The sequence below is a fragment of the Paenibacillus sp. FJAT-26967 genome, assembly GCF_001541095.1.
Lineage (GTDB): Bacteria > Bacillota > Bacilli > Paenibacillales > NBRC-103111 > Paenibacillus_F.
Genome location: NZ_LMXH01000001.1, coordinates 563588 through 583350, shown reverse-complemented (window position 1 = coordinate 583350; position 19763 = coordinate 563588). Strand labels below are relative to the sequence as shown.

The window sequence follows — 19763 nt, the reverse complement described above, 5'->3', positions numbered from 1 at the left end:
ATTATCACCTGTTTCCGGTTAGTTCCTGCTCTTCGGATATGGTCTCGATTATAATGTCTAGAATTCGTATGAAGGCCCGGATACACTCTTCCATTCTATGCTTTGCCAGCTTGCCGGCATTGTAGCCCCAGAGGAGGGTAAGCTTATCCGGCTCTTCCTGAAACCGCAGCGTCAAATCAAAGTAGTGGCCGGACGAATCCGATGAAGCTCTGGAATAATAAAAGAGCGCGTACAGATCATTCTCCGCGGAGGCAGGAGCCCCCAAGTTCTCTAAGAGCAGCCCCTCTTTGTTGTCCGCTGCATTCCTGGTCAATTGCGCCAATTCCATAAACAGCTCTGCAAGCGTATCCGGCGATGTCAGATCTATCGTAATCGGGACGATTCTGTTCTCTATACAAATCTGCAGCCCCAGTTCCTGAACATCGAGAACTTCCGACAACAGGATCAGGTATGCCCCCAGCAGCATGTCCTTCAGCTCGATTTGCAGCTCGTCAGCTCTGCCTTGCAGCTTGGTCAGCTGGTTACGCTCCAGACCGAACCGCAATAATTTATCCTGCCTCCGACCTCCGGGGTCCAGTATAAAGGACTGCGGAAACGAAAGCGTCTGTAGGGAAACAGACTCTTTGCCGTGCTCCTCCAGCATGCTGGCAAGCTTACGGACCGTCGGAAACGCAAAAATATCCGTAATCTGCAGCTGATCGGGATACTTTTGCTGGATAAGGGAATACATCTCAATCACTTTCAGTGAATTGCCTCCCCTATCAAAAAACTGATCATCAATGCCGATTTCCTGAACACTCAAGACCGTTTTCCAAATATCCAGCAGCGTACGCTCCCAATGGTTAGTCGGTTCCACTGTAATCTCGGCCTTCACCATTACAGCCGGAGCAGGCAGTTTGGAGCGGTCCACTTTGCCGTTGGCATTAAGGGGCAGTGAATCCAGCCTGCAAAAAAACGACGGAATCAGTGAATCCGGCAATACTGAATTCAACCGGTTTCGCCAGACGTTGTATTCCGTCTCTTCATCCGATACGACATAGGCGCAAAGGTACTTGTCCTTCCTTTCATCCTCCAGCCCGATTACGACAACGTCCTTGACGGCCCCGGTCCTGCGGATCTGCTCCTCGATCTCTCCAAGCTCGATCCGGATTCCCCTGATCTTAACCTGATCGTCGATACGCCCCAGCAATTCGATCGTACCGTCAGGATTCCAGCGGGCCAGATCGCCTGTCTTGTACATAAGACGCCGCTTAGAGCCGGCAGGAGCGAAAGGATTCTCGACGAATTTTTGACGGGTCAACTCGTCCCTATTCAAATACCCGGTCGCAATACCGCTTCCGGATAAGCACAACTCCCCGATAATGCCAATCGGTTGTGGGCGGCCGTCCCCACTAATAATGTATGCGTTCACATTGTCAATAGGTCTGCCTATTTCATGCTTGCCCTTCTGACATTGGGTGACAATTGCATCTACCGTTGCTTCCGTAGGACCGTAATGATCATACAAGGAGTAACCCATCTCAAGCAGTTCATCCTTTAGCGTATCGTCGAGTTTTTCCCCTCCGCTGATGACGACATCCAAGCTTTCGAGCTTGCGTCCATACCCGGATAAGTATTCCTTCAGCGTTGCCGGTACGAACTGGGCTAGATGAATATTGTGGTTTCCAATAAAAGAAGCGAATGCATTCTTATCATAAATAACTTCCCTATGAGGGACTACGAGTGTGGCGCCGCTTAACAAAGCGCCCATAATTTCCTCGACTGCAACGTCAAACGTCAAGTTCGTCATTTGCAGAACATTGCGGTTCACTCGCAGGTCATAGCTTCTGGCAAACCAGCACACCAGATTTACCACATTTCTCTGCTCAATAAGGACTCCCTTCGGAACCCCTGTCGAGCCAGACGTGTACATTACATAGGCAAGATCATCCGGCGTGCTCACTAATTCAAGCGGAGTCGACGCCTCTACTTCTTCTTGCTCCTGCGCTTCCCATTCAACGATTCTTCCATCAAACGTAAAGTCGCATCTAAAAGAGCTCTCTGCCACAATAACCTGCACAGAAGCGTCTTTTACTATATAAGCGATTCTTTCCTGCGGGAAATTCGGATCGATAGGCACGAAAGCCCCGCCCGCTTTCAAAATCGCTAACATTCCCACCACCATATTGTCCGAGCGGTCTGCGACTAGCCCGACCTTGGTGTTAGCCTTAACTCCAGCTTCCCGCAGCCGGCGGCCTAACCAGTCCGATCTGCGATCCAGGTCCGCATAAGTGAGACGCTTCTCCTTATACACGAGGGCCGTGCTCAAGGGCGTCCGGCTCACTTGCCGGGCAAACATATGCGCCAGTGACAAGTGTTCGGGAAAATCTATCGCCGTCCGGTTAAATTCATACACCACACGATTTCTCTCATCCGGCGGCATTATCTCAAGTTCAGCCAGCGTAAGATCGGGATAAAGCGCGATTTGCTGTAAAAGCTGTGTGAAATGCAGCGCCATTCTCTGGATCGTATCCTTACGAAACAGCTTGGTACCATATTCCAGTTCCAATCTCAGGGTGTCTTCTTCTTCAAAAGCGGTCAGCGTAAGATCCAGCCGGGATTGATTGAACTCCATCGGATAAGAGGATATGCTAAGCCCGTCAAGAGACATATTCTTGTTCCAGTTCTCCTGCAAAACAAACATAACGTCAAATAAAGGGTTTCTCCCCGTCTCTCTAGGGAGATCCAGCTTGTTCACCAATTCTTCGAACGGCAAATCCTGATGATCAAGGGCTTTAATCATATTTTCTCTGACAGCTTGCAGAAATTCATGGAAGCTTAAATCCCGGCGAGGCCGATTTCGCAGCGCCAGCGTATTCAAGAACATTCCGACGACTTTCTCCAAATCTGCCTGCTCTCTGCCCGCCACTGGAGATCCGACAACAATGTCTTCCTGCCCGGTATATTTTGACATTAATACATTAAAGGCAGCCAGCAGAACCATGTATAACGTCGTCCCGGTCTTTTGAGCAAGCTGCTTCAGCTTAGTTTTATGAAAACCGTCCAGATTGATCTCGATACGATCCCCTTCAAAACTCTGAACCCGTGGCCGGCGGTAATCTGTCGGCAGCTGCAGTACAGGCGGATCCGTGAGCTCGGAAATCCAGTAGTCCTCCTGCTCCTTAAGTTTGGGACTGCGCAGCAATTCTTCCTGCCAGACAACGAACTCTTTATACTGAATCGGCAGCGGCTTCAAATGGAATCCATTATATAAAGCCGCCAGTTCGCCTACAAGGATTCCGGTCGAAGACCAATCCGTGACAATATGGTGTAGATCGAATAGAAGGATATGCCTGTCTTCCCCGGTTTGAACGAGCTGTGCACGCAGTAACGGAGCCTGCTCTAAATCAAACGGCCGAATAAACCGGGTAATCGTTTCCGGCAGCCGGTTCTCTTCGACTTGAGCAAATTCCACTCCAAAATGAACTTTCTCATGTATTTTCTGGACGATTGCTCCATCCTTCATGTGAAAGGAAGTTCTTAGACTTTCATGCCGCTCTACAATGCCTTGGAAGGCACGCTGCAAAAGGTGGCGGTCTAACCGCCCTTCCAGGAGCAGCGCAGCCGGTGTATTGTAGCTTTCACTGCCGCCCTCGAAGTGCTGTAAAATGTACACCCGCTTCTGTGCAGAGGACAGCGGATAATATTCCTGTTCCAAGCCCACCGATTCCGAAATCAACTTATGCGGTGCTTTTATCCGGGGTGCATACTCCGTAATTGCCGCATCCTGCCCGGATGACAATGGAATCGAACCGCCCTCTATCGTATGAAGAAGCAGCTGATTATGCTTTAATGCAAAGTAAGGTTCAATTTCGGTATACTTAATTTCTCCTACGGAACATACACCGATTCCGTTTAATCCGGCTGCTTGAGTCAGCATAGCGATTAAGACGCCTGCTTCGAGCAGAGCATAATAGTAGCCTCTATAGCCGTAACGCGGCATGTTCGCATCCGGGTTATACATCAGGAATATAGTAAAGGCCGAGGTTTCGCCAGCCTTCATATTCGTATGCAGATGGGCTTTCTCCATTGGAATTTCTATATCCGTAACGTTAATTAACGTATGAGAAACAGGATTATACAAATACAGGCCACCGGTAATATTCTCAACCCGGTCCTTTTTGACATTTATATAGACATCAATCGGATAAAGGCCGCCTGCGCTCGGGTAATAGTACCGCGTCCTTCCGTCTTCGCGTATCTGCTTGAGAATGGATAACATACCGGCGAACGATTGTCCGCTGATTGCCTGCTCATGATCAAACTGCCTGTACGTCCTTCTGTCATGAACATAAGCGGGCAGTTCCGGGCTTTGCCCCAGTTTGATGCTATAAGCGCCTTCTTGTTGCTGTGAGCGGTTAAGCTGCTTCTCCTTGTAAGCTTGAAGCGCATCTTCTTTATACAGGAGATCGTCACCGTATGTGTGCCGGAACAGCTTATCCTGGGCCGAGAATAGTTCCGCAGGAGGCAAGATCGAATGAACCAGCACACGGCTGGCGATCAAATCTTGAATGACCCGGTTTGCTGCTGCAGTACCTGCAGCCGCAAGAAGCCCGCAAAGTTCTTGAAACGATGCCCCCTTTTGTGCGTGAAAATACAAATCAGGGAAGAGCGCACAGATTTGAGGGTCGCCGTTTGCGTAATCACCGGCGGTAATCATCCCGTCTTGTCTTGTCCAATGAACAACGGGAGACCAATAATACACTTGCTCGGTCCCGTTCGTGTAGGTAAGGGAACTGCTTTGTAACTCGCCGGCGCTGCCCGTCTTCAGCACCTGTTCGCCTGTGATAACTATGGCAAGACGTTCAATTGTCGGTTCCTCAAAAAGCTGCCGCACAGAAACTTCCGTTTCGAACTCTTTCTCGATCCGGTTCTTCAGCCTTTGAATAATAAGCGAATCTCCGCCGAGATCGAAGAAATTGTCCGTTACGCCGATATTATCGACCGACAAAACTTCTTTCCAGATTTGGGCTAATCGCTGTTCAGTTCCGCTCCTAGGAGCCACACTCTCATTAACAGCTTCCACCGGAATATTCATCAGCGTTTTCTGATCGATTTTGCCATTAGCGCTTAAAGGAAGATCCTGCAAATGTATAAACACCCGGGGCACCATATATTCCGGCAGTTTACGGGTAAGGACTTCTCTTAAATCTTCACTGTCCCATGCCTTATCCGCTGAGTAGAACAGAACCAGATACTTTTTCCCGTCCGGGCTTTCTTTGACAATAGCGACAGCACGCTTAATTCCTCTGCTGCCGGCAACGGCATGTTCGATCTCGCCTAATTCAATCCGGTGTCCCCGGATTTTGATCTGAGTATCTTTTCTTCCTTGAAATTCAATATAACCTTCCTTGCGCAATACCCCGTAGTCGCCGGTACGGTATAAACGGCCGAGCTCGGGATGGTCGATAAAAGCTTGGGACGATTTGACCGGATCATTCCAGTACTTTTCAGCGATGCCGACTCCGCCGATATAAAGCTCCCCTGCAACATTCACTGGACATATCTGCAGCTGATAATTCAGTACAAACCAGGTTTGATTAGCCAGCGGGTAACCGTAAGGAATGCTGATCCAATCCGGTGAGACATGCTGAACCGGATAATAGATGGACCAGATGGATACTTCCGTAGCACCGCCGAGGCTTATCAGCTCCGCTTCGGGACAGAATCTGTTAATTCGCTCCGGAAGTGTGACGGGAATCCAGTCGCCGCTTAATAAGACGAGCCGCAGGTCATTCAGACTCGGACTTTGTCCATACTCCAATACCATTTCCAAGAGTGCCGGAACCGAGTTCCAGATCGTAATCTTATGACGGATCAAATTTTCCACCAATAGACCGGGATCGCGCTGATCTGCAACCAGCACAACAGCCGCCCCGCTGCTCAGAGCACCAAAAACATCATAGACAGACAAGTCAAAGCATAAGGATGAGACGGCAAGAATGCGGTCTTCCTGTGATACCGCAAATCTGCGGTTCATGTCCTGAATGGTATTACTGACCGCCTTGTGTGTAATAACGACCCCTTTCGGTACGCCTGTACTCCCGGAAGTATAGAGCACATAAGCAACCTCATCCGGGAAGTCTGCCCCTTTACTTGGAAACGCAGAAGAATAGGAATCGGCATCCCAGTCCGGATCCAGAAGCAGTTTACAACCACTTTCGGAGACGATGTGGTTTCTGCGTTCCTCCGGATGATCGGGATCAATCGGAATGTAAGCGGCCCCTAGTTTCATAACTCCCAGCAGTTGAGCGATCGTTTCGCTGCGCCTGGAGGCGAGTACGCCGACAAAGTCCCCTTGTCCGATGCCATGCCGGATAAGAGCATTCGCATACCGGTTGGACCATTCGTCCAGCTCACGGTACGTAATCCGCTTGTCGCCTTCAATAACAGCTGCAGAGTCCGGAGTCATTCTGGCTTGTTCACAGAACATCCGGTTCAAAGATTTCGGGGCGATATCCTCCTCCGAATCATTGAACGCTTGAATAAAGCCCTTATCTTCAGGGGTAATGTCAAGCGCAGCCGGCTGCCCGTTCTGAACGATTCCCTCAACAAGCTGCACATAATGACTAAACATAGCTTCAATGACAACAGGATCGAATAACTGATCCACATAGTCCCATGTAACGGAAAGCTGACCGTCCAGTTCCATAACCTGATTATCCAAATAAACCTGAGGCGTCTGGGTAATCCCCATTTTCACATGGCCAATCTGCTTTAAGTACTCCTGATCTCCATCCTGATTAAACAGCATGCTTGTAAAAACGATAGGCATTGCGGCTTTTCCCACCGGCAGATGATTATGCCTGACAAAGTCTCTTATGACTTCAATGCCTTCGTAAGCTCTATGTTCCAAAGCTTCAGCCAGCACATTCTGGATGCGCTGTGCCCGGCTGCGGAAAGTATTCTCTGCGCTCATATCTATATCGAGAAGTATCACCGAAGTAAAATCCCCCACGATCCGGTACACGTCCGGATGGTATGGATTCCGGTTGAACATCGTCAAATTCATGGCAAACCTGGGCTGATTGCTCCAAAAAGCTAAAACCTCTGCATATAAAGTACAGAGCAGCACGGATGGCGTCACCTGATTCTTTCTTGCAAAATCCTTAACCTTACTCCAGTCTTCCTGGTGAAACACGGCCTTCATGCGCTGAAACTGAGGTTTTTTTATATGCTCGGGTGATTGGATCAATCCCAGCTGCGGAGCCATCGGAAACTCTTTGATTTTCCCGCTCCAATAAGCTTTGTCTTCTATATACTTGTGACTGTCTCTAACCTCCTGAAGCGCCATCATATAATCACGGAAAGTAAAATCCAGTGCCGGCAGCTCCGTGAGCGGATTTTCATAATAATAAATGAGCTCTTTACAGATTGTCTGTGTACTTGCCCCATCAACGATTAAGGCATCCAGGCTGACGAATAAGTAATGCGTATCGCCTGTTAGTCTCAGCGCAGCAAAATCAAACATAGGCCACTGGCCGATGGGGAACATACGATGTGATCTTATTGTTCTCTCATCTTCAATGCGCATCTGCTGCTCTAGAGGCGTTAAGCTGCTGATATCCTCCACTAAAATGGAATACGGTACCGTATCCCGGCATACCTGCTGTTCTCCCGACTCCAGAATGACGGTACGCAGCATCGGATGGCGGTCTATGACCTTCTGAAGGCTGCGGTTTAACCTTGCCAAATCCAAGCGGGTCTCAATCTCCAAATACGTATGCGTAGAAACGCCGCCAAGTTCAAAATGATCGCTCCGCCCTCTTAAATAAGCCATCTGTACCTCTGTTAAAGGAAACGGATCGTATGCCCTGCCAGGTTGTGCCGAAGCGGAGATAGATGCCGCAGCGAAACTGCCGGCTGCCTGAACAGGGTCGCAGGACTCAATATACGAAGAGAAGCCTTCCAAAACCGGGTAATTATAAATCGTCGAAATATCGATCTTATAACCATTGGTTTGATTGAAACGGGACAACAGGTGGATAGCCATCAACGAGTCTCCGCCTAATTCGAAAAAATTATCACGGATATCAAGTTCTTCGACTCCAAAAGATTCTGACCATGCCGCTGCCGCCATTCGTTCAAATTCGGAGTATTCGCCTGACTCCCGCCCTTTTAAGGAAAATTGCTTAGAGCTGCTTTTACTAACGGTGTACGTGGCCACAGCCTCTTTAACTTCCGTTAAAGCGGTATCCCACTCCAGCCACATACGGGTCTTGTCGAATGCATAGGTTGGCAGATCTGCTATTTGCCACTCTTTGCCGGAATAAATCCCCTCCCAGTCAACCTTAGAGCCGCTTACATAGATTGCCGCTGTTTCCTGAAGACTCTTATAGGCCGGAGCCTCGTTGCGGCTGTCTTTATTTAAGACGGAATCACTTCCCGGAGCCCGGTAATACACATGTTCCGACTCTTTGTAATTATCCAGGGAAGAAGCGAGCTTAAGGATATGCTCACGGAGTTCGGGAAGGGTAGACACAATTACTGCCAGCCTGTGATCAAAATGCTCTCTCCGGGTGGATGCCGTATAACAAACATCGCCAAGTTCCAGATCGCCCGGCTCATCCAAAAAACCCGCATATTTCTGCAATAGCCGCTTTAAAGAGCGTTCGCTTTTGGCCGACAGCACAAAAATATGCTGAGCCCGTTCGGCTGCTTTCTTGGGAACGTTACGGAGCGGAGCCTCTTCCAGAACCAGGTGGCAATTCGTTCCGCTAAAACCAAATGAACTTACTCCGCATCGTCTCGGGCCTGCCGGGGCCTCCCAATCCGCCAGTGTATCGTTTATATAAACCGGTGAATCGGCAAAGTTAATTTTTTTATTCGGACTTTGAAAATGCAGGGCCGGAGGAAGTTTCTTATGCTTGAGAGCCAGCACAACCTTGATTAAACCCGCAATCCCTGAAGCAAAATCCAGATGTCCGATGTTTGTCTTGACCGAACCGATTGCGCAGAATTGCTTCTTATCGGTGTAGCGCCGGAATGCCCGGTCTATCGCCTCGATCTCGATCGGATCGCCAAGCTTGGTAGCGGTGCCATGCGCCTCCATGTAGGTGATGGATTCGGGTGCAACGTTCGCATCCTTCCATGCGGATACGAGGACGTCTTCCTGTGCATGCATATTGGGGGCTGTCAATCCGACTGATGTGCCGTCTTGATTCATGGCCCCCCCTCTAATGATCGCATGAATCCGGTCTCCGTCTTCGATCGCCTTCCGAAGCGGCTTGATGAGGATCGCTGCGCTTCCTTCTCCCCAAACCGTACCCTGCGCACTGTCATCGAATGTTCTTGTCTTATAGTCGGACGATTCTATGCCCGCCTGCATTCCGCCCTCGACCGGGAACAGCGATATCTTAACCCCGCCGGCGATTGCGAGGTCACATTCACCGCTCTTCAGAGACTGACAGGCGAGCTGGACGGCCGCCAGAGAGGAAGAACAGGCCGTATCCACTAATAAACTCGGACCTTTCAAATCAAGAAGATAAGATATTCTCCCCGCAATTATTGAAGCAAGATTGCCCGGTATCGCAATTGTTGAGAGCTCCGGCGCATGCTTCATGATATATTGACCATAAGCGGGCCAATTGCCATATCCCAGATAAACGCCCGTGCGGCTGTTCTTCAATTGTCCGTTCGCATAGCCTGCTTCCTCGATCGTTTCCCAGGCGGTTTGCAGGAACAACCTCTGGCTAGGGTCCATGAGCCTAGCCTCGCTCTGCGAGAGGCGGAAGAAAGCGGCGTCGAATTGATCAATGTCGTTTAAGTATCCCCCATCCGAGTATCGAGCCTCGTTGGCATTCAACGAAGTATAGTGGGAGATGAACCCAAGACTATCTGGTTTCCTGTTTTCGGGAAATTTCCGTACGGAATCTTTGCCCGCCGCAATCCCCTGCCAATACTCCCCGATATCATTAAATGAGGCGATACGAGCCGACATTCCAATAATCGCGTAGCCCTCAGGTTCTCGGTCCCGGGGTTCTTCCATCAACACCGATAATAATTCCGCACCCGCTGCCTCATCGATTCTACCGGCTGCACAATTCTCGAAGATAAGTTTGGTCAATCTCTCATTCATTTAAGGTCCCCCAGCGATCTATAATTCTTCATGGCATGATCGACAGTCAGCTTTCCTTCTTTTAATTGTTTCAACATCTCCGTAATTTGCATACCGGAAGCGGGTGGTGCATAATCGCGCTCCACGATTGGATCATTTGGCTCAGAAGGGTGAATCCGGCCATGTATATATTCCGCCAGGGATGCAATCGAAGGAAATGAAAAAAGATCCCCAAGCGTTACAACACCTGGAAAAACCTGCTCCAGCTTCCGCTGAATGCTGGTGATCATGATCGAGTCGCCGCCAATTTCAAAGAAATTGTCCGTTTCCTTTATCTGCTCATAACCTAATACATCTTTCCAGGCAGATGCTATATACCTGGTAATCTCGCCGTAGCTTGTGATCTGTTTTCCCGGGGAGATAACAGCAGATTCGGGTAATTTGTTGAACTCCCCCTCCGAAGAGCGCTTCGCAAGAGCATCCTTAATTTCTTCAGACAAACCGAAAGGAAGCCACTCCTCCATGTTCCATACAGCAGATTCAGTGTGGATCCTGCCGACGATCACTTGTGCGCAGGGCAGATGTAGCGCGCGATAGAAAGCTTGTGTCGCTTCATCGGAACCCAGCAGTTCGAATAATTGGCTGCTTCTCATTCCAGTTTGCTCACGTTCGCTCAACCCTTCCTGCCACGCAGACCAGTTTATCGAGGTCATGTTCGCCCCATCCAACCGGCGCCGGGAGGCATACGCGTTAAGGAAACAATTGGCGGCCGTATAGTGTCCGCTTCCCGCTCCGCCTATCAGTGTGATTGCCGAAGAGCACAGCACGAAGAAATCCAGGGTGTCCTGCCGCGTAGAGCGGTCGAGAATCCATGTCCCCTTGACTTTAGGAGACAGCACTTGCTGGACAACGCTAAGGTCTTCATCACGGATAAGAGCCCCCTTCATCCGGCTGCCGACACCCGCGCAATGAACAACTCCGTGAATCCGGCCAAACCGCTCTCTTACGGCGTTCATCGTAGGCATCATTTGCCGTTCATCGGTCACATCCACACTGTAGTAGAAGACACTGGCACCCGTTTTTTCAAGCTCTAACAGGTCAAAGATTTGACGGAAATTAGGATGTTCCTGCGAATCTTGAACGATAGCCTCCCATTCATGCCGTTCCGGCAGTTCCGTTCTGCCAAGCAGAACGAGATTCACTTTATGGTCCGCTGCCAATGATTTGGCAATCTGCCGGCCTATAACGCCAAGTCCCCCTGTAAGGACATACACGCCGTTATCACGGATCGGATACCGGTTATCTGATTGACTTGCTTCCATGACAGGAACTAGGACCTCTGTATACCTAGCGTTGTTCCGGAAAGCTACAATCTTGTCCTTAGAACTTGAGAGCATCTCCTTGACAAGAACACGTGCATCGGTTAGTTCATCGATGTCGATCATGCGGCATGCCGAAGCTCTGTGCTCTAATGCATAGGTTAGTCCAAGACCTACTGCCATGGCGTTCTCCGGGATAACCAGCGAGTCCTCATCCGTTACCTTATGAGCACAATCCGTAACCAGGAATAGGTCTATCCCGGTTTTGTCGAATCGATCTATACCCTTCATTAGCCCAAACAAGCGGTAAAACCCATTCCTCAAATTGCGATCGAGCTCTTGCTCACTATCCATGACCCGATTTACCCCGTTATGCTGCACATACACGACTTGGTCGATACGGTTCGCTGTTAGAATCCTCTCCAAGCTGTCATCATTCAGATCTTCGATGCGGGCTTCCACAACGACTATCCCTTCTTCTTTATAGGACCGGGCGATCTCTTCACCTTTAGCTGTCCCATTGTCGATTAACAGAACAGGCCTGCTGTGCGGTTTCGCCTGCTCGGTTAGCGGCTGCCTGTTCCATTCTTTTCGATAGAAAGCCGCCTCAGCCGTTTCCTCCTGCCCTTTACTGACAGAAGGATCAGAAATCCAGCACCTGCTTGGCGTAAAGGGATACGCAGGCAGCGAAACTCTACGATACCTGCGTGCCCCGTAGATTAGAGGCCAGTTAAGATCAGCTCCTTGCGTGTATAAGCACAGGAGTTGTGATAATACGGACTCTTCCCGATAATTTCCAGCTATAAATTGCTCTGTAAGCCGATCGGTATTTTGTGCCGAGTTCTCGTCATTACCTGGGCGGCTCCTTCTCACACCATAAAAAAAACTGTCCTGCGTACCTAGAGCTTCGGATTCCGTAGACAATATTTTGTTCAGTACCGTTATGAGTGCCTGCTTATTCAATTGCTCGCCGGCCAGCACCACACCAACACGATAATCATGATGATCCCTGCCGGTGTTTAATGTGTAACAAAAATCTTTAAGATCATAGTCATATTCTATAAGCGCAAGTTTATAACGCTCAACGAGCCGCTTCAGGGAATCCGCCGATTTGGCCGAAATTGTAAAGGCGTGTACCTCTTCAGTCAGTGAAGATCGGTGTGCCCGCGGTTCTTCCAATAAAGCCGCCTCTTCCAGTACGATATGACAGTTGGTACCGGTTATACCAAATGAACTGACCCCGCATCTGCTGGGAGCCTGAGCACCGGTCCAATTCACTGGTTGGTCATTGATATAGATAGCCGTATCTTCAAAATTAATTTTGCGGTTAGGCCGGACAAAATGCAGGGATGGCGGAAGTTTCTTATGGTGCAGAGCAAGCACGGCTTTTATAAAACCGGCTATACCCGCTGCTTGATCCAAATGGCCGATATTGCTTTTGACGGTTCCGATGGCACAAAACTGCTTCTTGCTCGTATACCGGGAGAAAGCCCTGTTAATTCCGTCAATCTCCACGGGGTCTCCGAGTTTGGTGCCGGTGCCGTGCACTTCAATATACGACAACGTTTCGGGCGCGATATTGGCATTCTTCCATGCCTGCACCAGGACTGCCTCTTGAGCAACGGGATTCGGTGCTGTGATACCGATCGAAGCCCCGTCATGATTGACGGCACTGCCTTTAATGACGGCATAAATGTGATCCCCGGCCTTGCGGGCTTGTCCGAGTGATTTCAACAGTACCGCCGCCACTCCCTCCCCTGTCCCTGTCCCGTCGGAACCGTCGTCGAATGCCCGGGTACGGTTATTGGAAGATTCAATACCGACATTGAAATCCCTTACGGGAAACAGATGGACTTGAGCACCTCCCGCGATAGCCATCTCGCATTCACCACTGCGAATCGCTTGACATGCGGTATGTACCGCCACTAACGAAGAAGAGCAGGTGGTGTCGATTACCATATTAGGGCCCCGCCAATCCAGCATATGCGAAGGTCTGCTTCCTACCATCGGCCGCAAATTTCCCGGTAACGACATAAATAAATGATCCGGCTCAAGCTGCGCAATGACGGATTTGTAATCCGCATCCGGACTAACCCCCACGTACATACCGACATTTTCTCCCGCTAAGAAGCGGGTACTGTAGCCGGCATCCTCAACGGCACTCCATACTATCTCCAGAAATTTACGATGGACAGGGTCCATTAAACTGGCTTCTTTCGGGGAGATATTAAAGAACGAATAGTCGAACGCATCGATCTCCTCCAGATAACCGGCCTCCTGGTATTCACCTTTCAAATCCTTTTTAATCGTATTTCTTAGATGATCCACATCTTTCTTTCTTCGCTGCGGAATGGGTTTAATACTATCGACACCGTTTATCAGGTTATTCCAGAACTCAGCAGGAGATGCCGCATCCGGAAATTGCAGGGCTATCCCGATTACGGCGATATCCTTATCTTGAATCTCTTCAATACTTTCTTCATCCATCACATCTTCTATCAGAATATCAGCCAATTTCATCCGAGTGCCCCCCTGTCACTAAACGATCTCTCCCTGCTTCCCGCATCCAACCCGGATGGGCTACAATACGACCGGCTCCGCTTCCAAAATCCCTTCAGCCAGTTGGGGAAAGAGCTCCCATGTGCGTGTTTCCCGCTGCAGCTGCTCAAATCTTTCTTGCTGCTCTTCTTTCTCCGTACCCTTTGTAGTAAACACGGATTGAAGCATGGTCAAAGCTTCGCGCATTTGATCCAGTGTCGGCTGCCCGCCGCTGCTTTCCAGCTCTTCCAGCATATGCTGAACCTTTCTATACGGCTCGATGACACCTTTGGTATACGCCTCATTGTCCCAATTCGTATTTCTCGTACAAACCGCAATCGCGAGGCAGCGAATAATAAACAATACCTTGTCGGGTTCAGCGGCTTGCTGCTTGGTGATCACTTCCTGCACAGCGTTTAGATCCTTGCTTTCGCCGAAAGAACAAGCATGAACATCGGGCGCGTTCTGCTTCATCAAGTTCCTGAGAACGGTTTGCGGCCCTAATTCGATCACAGAGCTTATACCATGCTCTACCGCATAGTTCATGGACTCGCTCCAAAGAACCGGAAGCGTAATCTGATCCGTCAGATTCTGAACGATTTCGTCGCTGCGGTCATAAGGGCGTCCCGTAACGTTAGAGATAACCGGATACGTGAAGCTGCCGAACACCTGTCCTTCCAGCTCCTTTCGCATCCGCTCCCCCGCAGACGCCATTAAAGCGCAATGGAAAGGTGCGCTGACTCGAAGAGGTATCACCTTAGCTCCCATTCCTGTCAAACTTCCGCCGGCTTGCTCTACCGCTAAACGGTGTCCTGAAATAACCACTTGCTCCGGTGAATTGTAGCTTGAAATCACTACCTCATGCCCGTCCTTGCTAGCGGACAGACAAACTTCTCTCACAATTTCCTTATCCATTCCATACACGGCAGCCATAGCACCGACATTCTGCTCGACAGCCTCCTGCATGAATCTCCCGCGTTTATGCACCAGACGGACAGCATCCGCAAGGCTAATAACTCCCGCACTCACAAGCGCCGAATACTCTCCGAGGCTGTGACCGGCAACAAGGGAAGGAACCAGATCCGTTTCACTCGTTAATACCTTAAAAGCCGCTACGCTCACCGTAAGAATAGCAGGCTGTGTGATTTCAGTTTGAGACAGTTCCTCCATCGTGCCGTCAAAGCAATACCTCTCAAGACTAAACCCGAGCGCTTCGCTTGCTTCCTCAAATACTTCCTTGGCTATTGGATAGTTATGAACTAGATCTTTGCCCATCCCCACATATTGCGAGCCTTGTCCAGGAAAAATAAATGCTAATTTGTTCATTCTAATCTCATCTCCATCATTTCATTTTTTGGGATATCTGATTCAGAACAGCCACATACATATTCATGAACATCCGGACTTTACTTTTCAAAAGAAGAGTTGAATTGTAGAGACATATCAGGCCGAGCTGCCCTTCATCATCCGTTACGCCTACAGAAAGATCATAAACAGACGGGATATCTGCATAATTCCCGCCTCTGCAATCGGCAAAACTGCAATGAATCGTATAGGCCGGTGACTCCTCGGAATTAGCCGGCTGCGGCAGCCGGAGTGGCGCTGCCAGCTCTTTGTCGCTTCTGCTTCGGTAAATGTCGTTCATTATTTCAATAAACTCTTCCTTCTTGCCCAAGTCGCAGTCGATCGGGTGAACGAGCTTGTCTTGAAGGGAAATGAAATGGAAGCGGACAACGGGCTGCTTAATCCATTGCGAAATGGTAAACACATAGGCTGCAAGCAGCAGATCAATTTCGGTGACTGTATGTTTTCTCGTAATTTCTTTAAGGGAAAGCGATACGGCAGGGTCCACCTGTATTCTGAAAGTCGTGTCCCCTTCGTTTGAAGCACGTGAACCAAAAAAATCAGCCGGCAATACGAGCTGCGGAAGCTTGTTTGCGCCGATCATCCGGTTCTCGCTCCCCCTGATAAATGCAGCCAGCTTAGCAATGGTGGGGTACGCGAAAATATGTTGTACCGTTATTTTCCCCGGAAACAATTTATCGATTTTAGCGTGCATTCGCATCAATAGAATCGAGTCCCCGCCGATTTCAAAGAAATTATCTTCTATGCTGAACTGATTCTTATCAAGCAGAGAAGACCAAATTCCATAAATCTGACGCTCTAACGGACTATCGGGACTATATAGCTCTGGCTCATCATTTCTCAGTTCTCCGGCTTGACCGAGCAGATGGCGTTTGTCGATTTTGCCATTCGGCGTTAAAGGTATTTGTTCAACCTGCACAAACTGCTTTGGAATCATATAAGCCGGTAGTACACCGGCAAGCGATTCTTTGATTGTATCGACTGCCGCTTCGCCGTGCCGGGGCACATAAAATGCGCATAAGTAGTTTTCACCCTGCAAGCCTGCCGACAAGACAACTGCCTCTTTAATATCACCAGTATCCATCAGATGCTTTTCGATTTCTCCAAGCTCTATCCGGTAGCCTCTAACTTTAACTTGATTATCCATGCGGCCCAGAAATTCAACATTTCCGCCTTTATTCCATTTGGCTAAATCACCGGTCCGATATAAGCGTGTCTGCTGCCCCCATTTCGCATCCACGAACGCTTTGGACGTCAATTCGGGATGATGGAGATAGCCCCGGGATAATCCCGCGCCGGCAATATGCAGTTCACCCGGAACACCCACCGGCTGCATGTTTCCATGAGGATCAAGAATATAAACCTGCTCATTGGCAATCGGCCTGCCTATGGGAATATTCGGCCCGGCGGGCTTATCTATCGGATAGTAGGTTGCGACAACCGTATTCTCTGTCGGGCCATATAGATTAATAAGCCGGTAGTTCGTCTCCCGGCTTATCCGGAGTACATCGCCCCCCGTTATCAGAAACCGCAGGGAATGGTTGGGGTACTCCATAAATTGCTCGCAAACCTGGGGCGGTAAAAATGCCGCCGTAATCTTATTGGTTTCAAAATAAGCATTCATACGGCCAATATCCAGCCGGTGCGATTTCTCCAGCAGATGAACGGATGCACCGCTGATCAGGTAAGGGAAGATTTCCATCACGGCTGCATCGAAAGACATGGATGCATATTGTGAAGCTCTGTCTGTCTCCCTGATTTCCAAATAATCGACCATCCAGCAGCATAGGTTTACCAGAGATTTGTCTTCAATCATAACCCCTTTAGGTTTTCCCGTCGTGCCGGAGGTATAAATTACGTATGCCAGATCGGCAGGCATAATCAATGGCGCTGCCGGCTTCACATCAGACGTACAGCTATCCATATCCAAACTATCCATTGCAGGAAGTAAATCAATGAACGGATGATGGGAAACCATGATATCCGCTCCGCTGTCCTTAATCATGTAATGAATTCGATCGATCGGGTAGTGCGGGTCTACGGGTACAAAAGCCGCCCCTGCCCGGAGGATTCCCAACATACCGACAACAAGCCGGATATCCTGCTCCACCATAAGTCCGACAATGCTGCCAGACTGGACGCCTCTTTGGGCAAGGTGCGCTGCCAGCTCCGCAGATTTCTGCTGGAGCTCTCTATAGGTCATCCGCTTATCCCGGTAGACGACCGCCGTATGATCCGGATATTTTGCAGCCGCATCCTCAAACCGTTGAACGATAGTAGTTTGTAACGAAAATGGCTGATCGGTCTCATTAAAGATATCCATTTCATGAATCTCCTGATCCGATAGCAGCCGGATATCGGATGAGTGGACCGAAGGCATTTCTACAATCTGTTCGATCGTTCTTAAGAGATGCCCCGCCATTCTGGCTACATCCTCTTCCGCTATACGCACGGCATCGTAATGCATAGTTACTTGTATGGTATCTTTAATCGCAAACTCCAGAACGAGGTCATAGTTAGTCGTTTCCCTCTTGCTCATTAAATCTATCTCGATGGGCGGATTCACCGGCATACGCTCATCAGCCGGATAATTCTCAACAACCACGATGGAGCTGAACGTATTCTGCTGACGGTCAAAGTCAAGGCAGGTATTGATACGCGCCAGTGGAGTATGTTCAAATTCTCTCATCTCCAGCAGCATACGGTGAGTCTGCTTCAGAATAGAAGACACGCTCTGATCGCACTCCACATTAAAGCGGAGCGGCACGGTGTTAATAAACAGACCTGCCATCTGATCTATTCCGCTTATTTCAGGAGGACGCCCCGAAAGGGTAATGCCGAACATTACGTCTTGAGTGCTGTTATACTTCTGCAGCGTTATCCCCCATGCCATGTACAACAGCGCCGAAACAGTGGCTTCATACATACTGGCCGAAGCATGCACCTTATTTGTTACAGCTTCCGGGATTGAAAGCCTATAGGAATGCCCTTTTTGTGGCTGACTCCCGTTATAACTCTTATCCACATAGGGAATTTCAGTTTGCGCTGTATGTCCTTTTAAATAATTTTTCCAGAACTCAAGCTGCATTGGCGTTTCTTTTTTCTTTTTCCACAGAACAAACTGTTTAAACGATGTCTTTCTAACCGGTTGGGGTACCTGAATTCCTTCGGTCAAAATCGTATAGGCCGCAATAAATTCCTGCAGCAGCAAATGACTGCTCCATCCATCGAATAGAATATGGTGAAAGGTCACGATCATCTCTGATTCCGACTCCGAGAGAAGCATCAAGTCAATCCGAAACGGATGGGTCGTAAGCTGCACAAGCTTCCGGGCCTCTAATGCCAGACTCTTGCGGCTAACCCCCGCTTCTTCGAATCCGGCAATCCGAATAGGCAATTCTACCTGTCGGCGAATAATTTGAACCGGTTTCTCCAGCCCGCTCCAGCGATAAACAGCCCTTAGCATTTCATTGCTTCGAGCTACATTATTCCAGGCCGCGATGAAATGATGCGAATGAACCGTACCCGTGATTCTAAAATGAAACTGCTCGATATACGTATCCGATCCAGCTTCGCTCAGATGATGAAATAATATTCCTTCTTGCATAGAGGTCAAGGATAGAATATCCTCGATATCCTGCTTGTTCAGCTTTTCGGAACCCACATTAAGCATGCAGTGAACCGCCTCTTCCTCTTCCCGCCAGCAAGGCAGTCCTCAATGTCCGGGTAATGAGTGATACGATTTCCTCCGGCAGCTCATTTATAAAAAAATGCCCGCCTTCAAAAAGGACCGTACGGCATTCGCGATTCGTGAATTGTGCCCACTCCCTCAAGTCCTCTACCGGTACTTCCTTATCCGCTTTGCCTCCAAGAGCCGATATATTGAATTCAAATTTCGCTGAACGGGGAACATAGGAATACGTGCTCATCATTTTAAAATCCCCGCGAATAATGGGCAGCACATAATCAAGCAGGGGTTCGCTCTCCAAAATTTCAACCGGCATTCCTCCAAGCTGCCTCAAATCTTCCAGAAACTCTTCCTTGCCGGAATCAAAAGCGACGCTCTCTTCTTTTATGATATGAGGAGGATTTCTCCCTGAGAAAAAAGCATGAATCGGCTCTTGTCCCGTTAATTCTTTAATTTTATGAATTAACTCATAAGAAAGAAGACTGCCCATGCTATGTCCAAAAAAAGCAAACGGACTTCCGTCCAGATAAGGAAGAATCCATTTATACAAATCGTCGACTGCCTGATTTAGATTTTCGTAGTGGGGGTGTTTAGAACGAGTTCCCCGGTTGGCAAGTTCAATGGGAGCCAGTTCTATGGCATGATCCATTAATTTGCTCCAACGCTTGTACATCATTGCAGAACCGCCTGCATAGGGTAAACAAAATAACTTGATTCGTTCCATCGGCCTGATTCCTCCAAATTAGTATCGCGTGCC

Annotated in this window: 5 protein-coding genes; all 5 read right to left on the bottom strand. The window is 49.1% G+C overall.

Annotation, left to right across the window (positions count from 1 at the left end; all coding sequences use genetic code 11):
* Positions 1 to 4: 4 nt before the first annotated feature.
* Genes AR333_RS02640 through AR333_RS02620 form a run of 5 tightly spaced genes read right to left on the bottom strand, consistent with a single transcriptional unit; the run spans position 5 to position 19730 of the window.
* Entirely contained in the window at positions 5 to 10117 is a 10113-nt protein-coding gene (locus tag AR333_RS02640) for a non-ribosomal peptide synthetase (RefSeq protein ID WP_068773792.1), read from the bottom strand.
* Positions 10114 to 13935 (bottom strand): type I polyketide synthase, encoded by a 3822-nt coding sequence (locus AR333_RS02635; protein WP_068773791.1) that lies wholly within the window; start codon positions 13933 to 13935, stop codon positions 10114 to 10116. The genes AR333_RS02640 and AR333_RS02635 overlap by 4 nt, the downstream gene beginning before the upstream one ends.
* Before the next feature lie 60 nt (positions 13936 to 13995).
* Entirely contained in the window at positions 13996 to 15279 is a 1284-nt protein-coding gene (fabD, locus tag AR333_RS02630) for an ACP S-malonyltransferase (RefSeq protein ID WP_068773790.1), read from the bottom strand.
* Positions 15280 to 15295: 16 nt separating this feature from the next.
* Complete coding sequence (locus AR333_RS02625; protein ID WP_068773789.1) at positions 15296 to 18991, bottom strand: non-ribosomal peptide synthetase; 3696 nt, start codon at positions 18989 to 18991, stop codon at positions 15296 to 15298.
* Entirely contained in the window at positions 18984 to 19730 is a 747-nt protein-coding gene (locus tag AR333_RS02620; protein ID WP_084783473.1) for a thioesterase II family protein, read from the bottom strand. Before AR333_RS02620 ends, AR333_RS02625 begins: the two co-directional genes overlap by 8 nt.
* Positions 19731 to 19763: the final 33 nt, after the last annotated feature.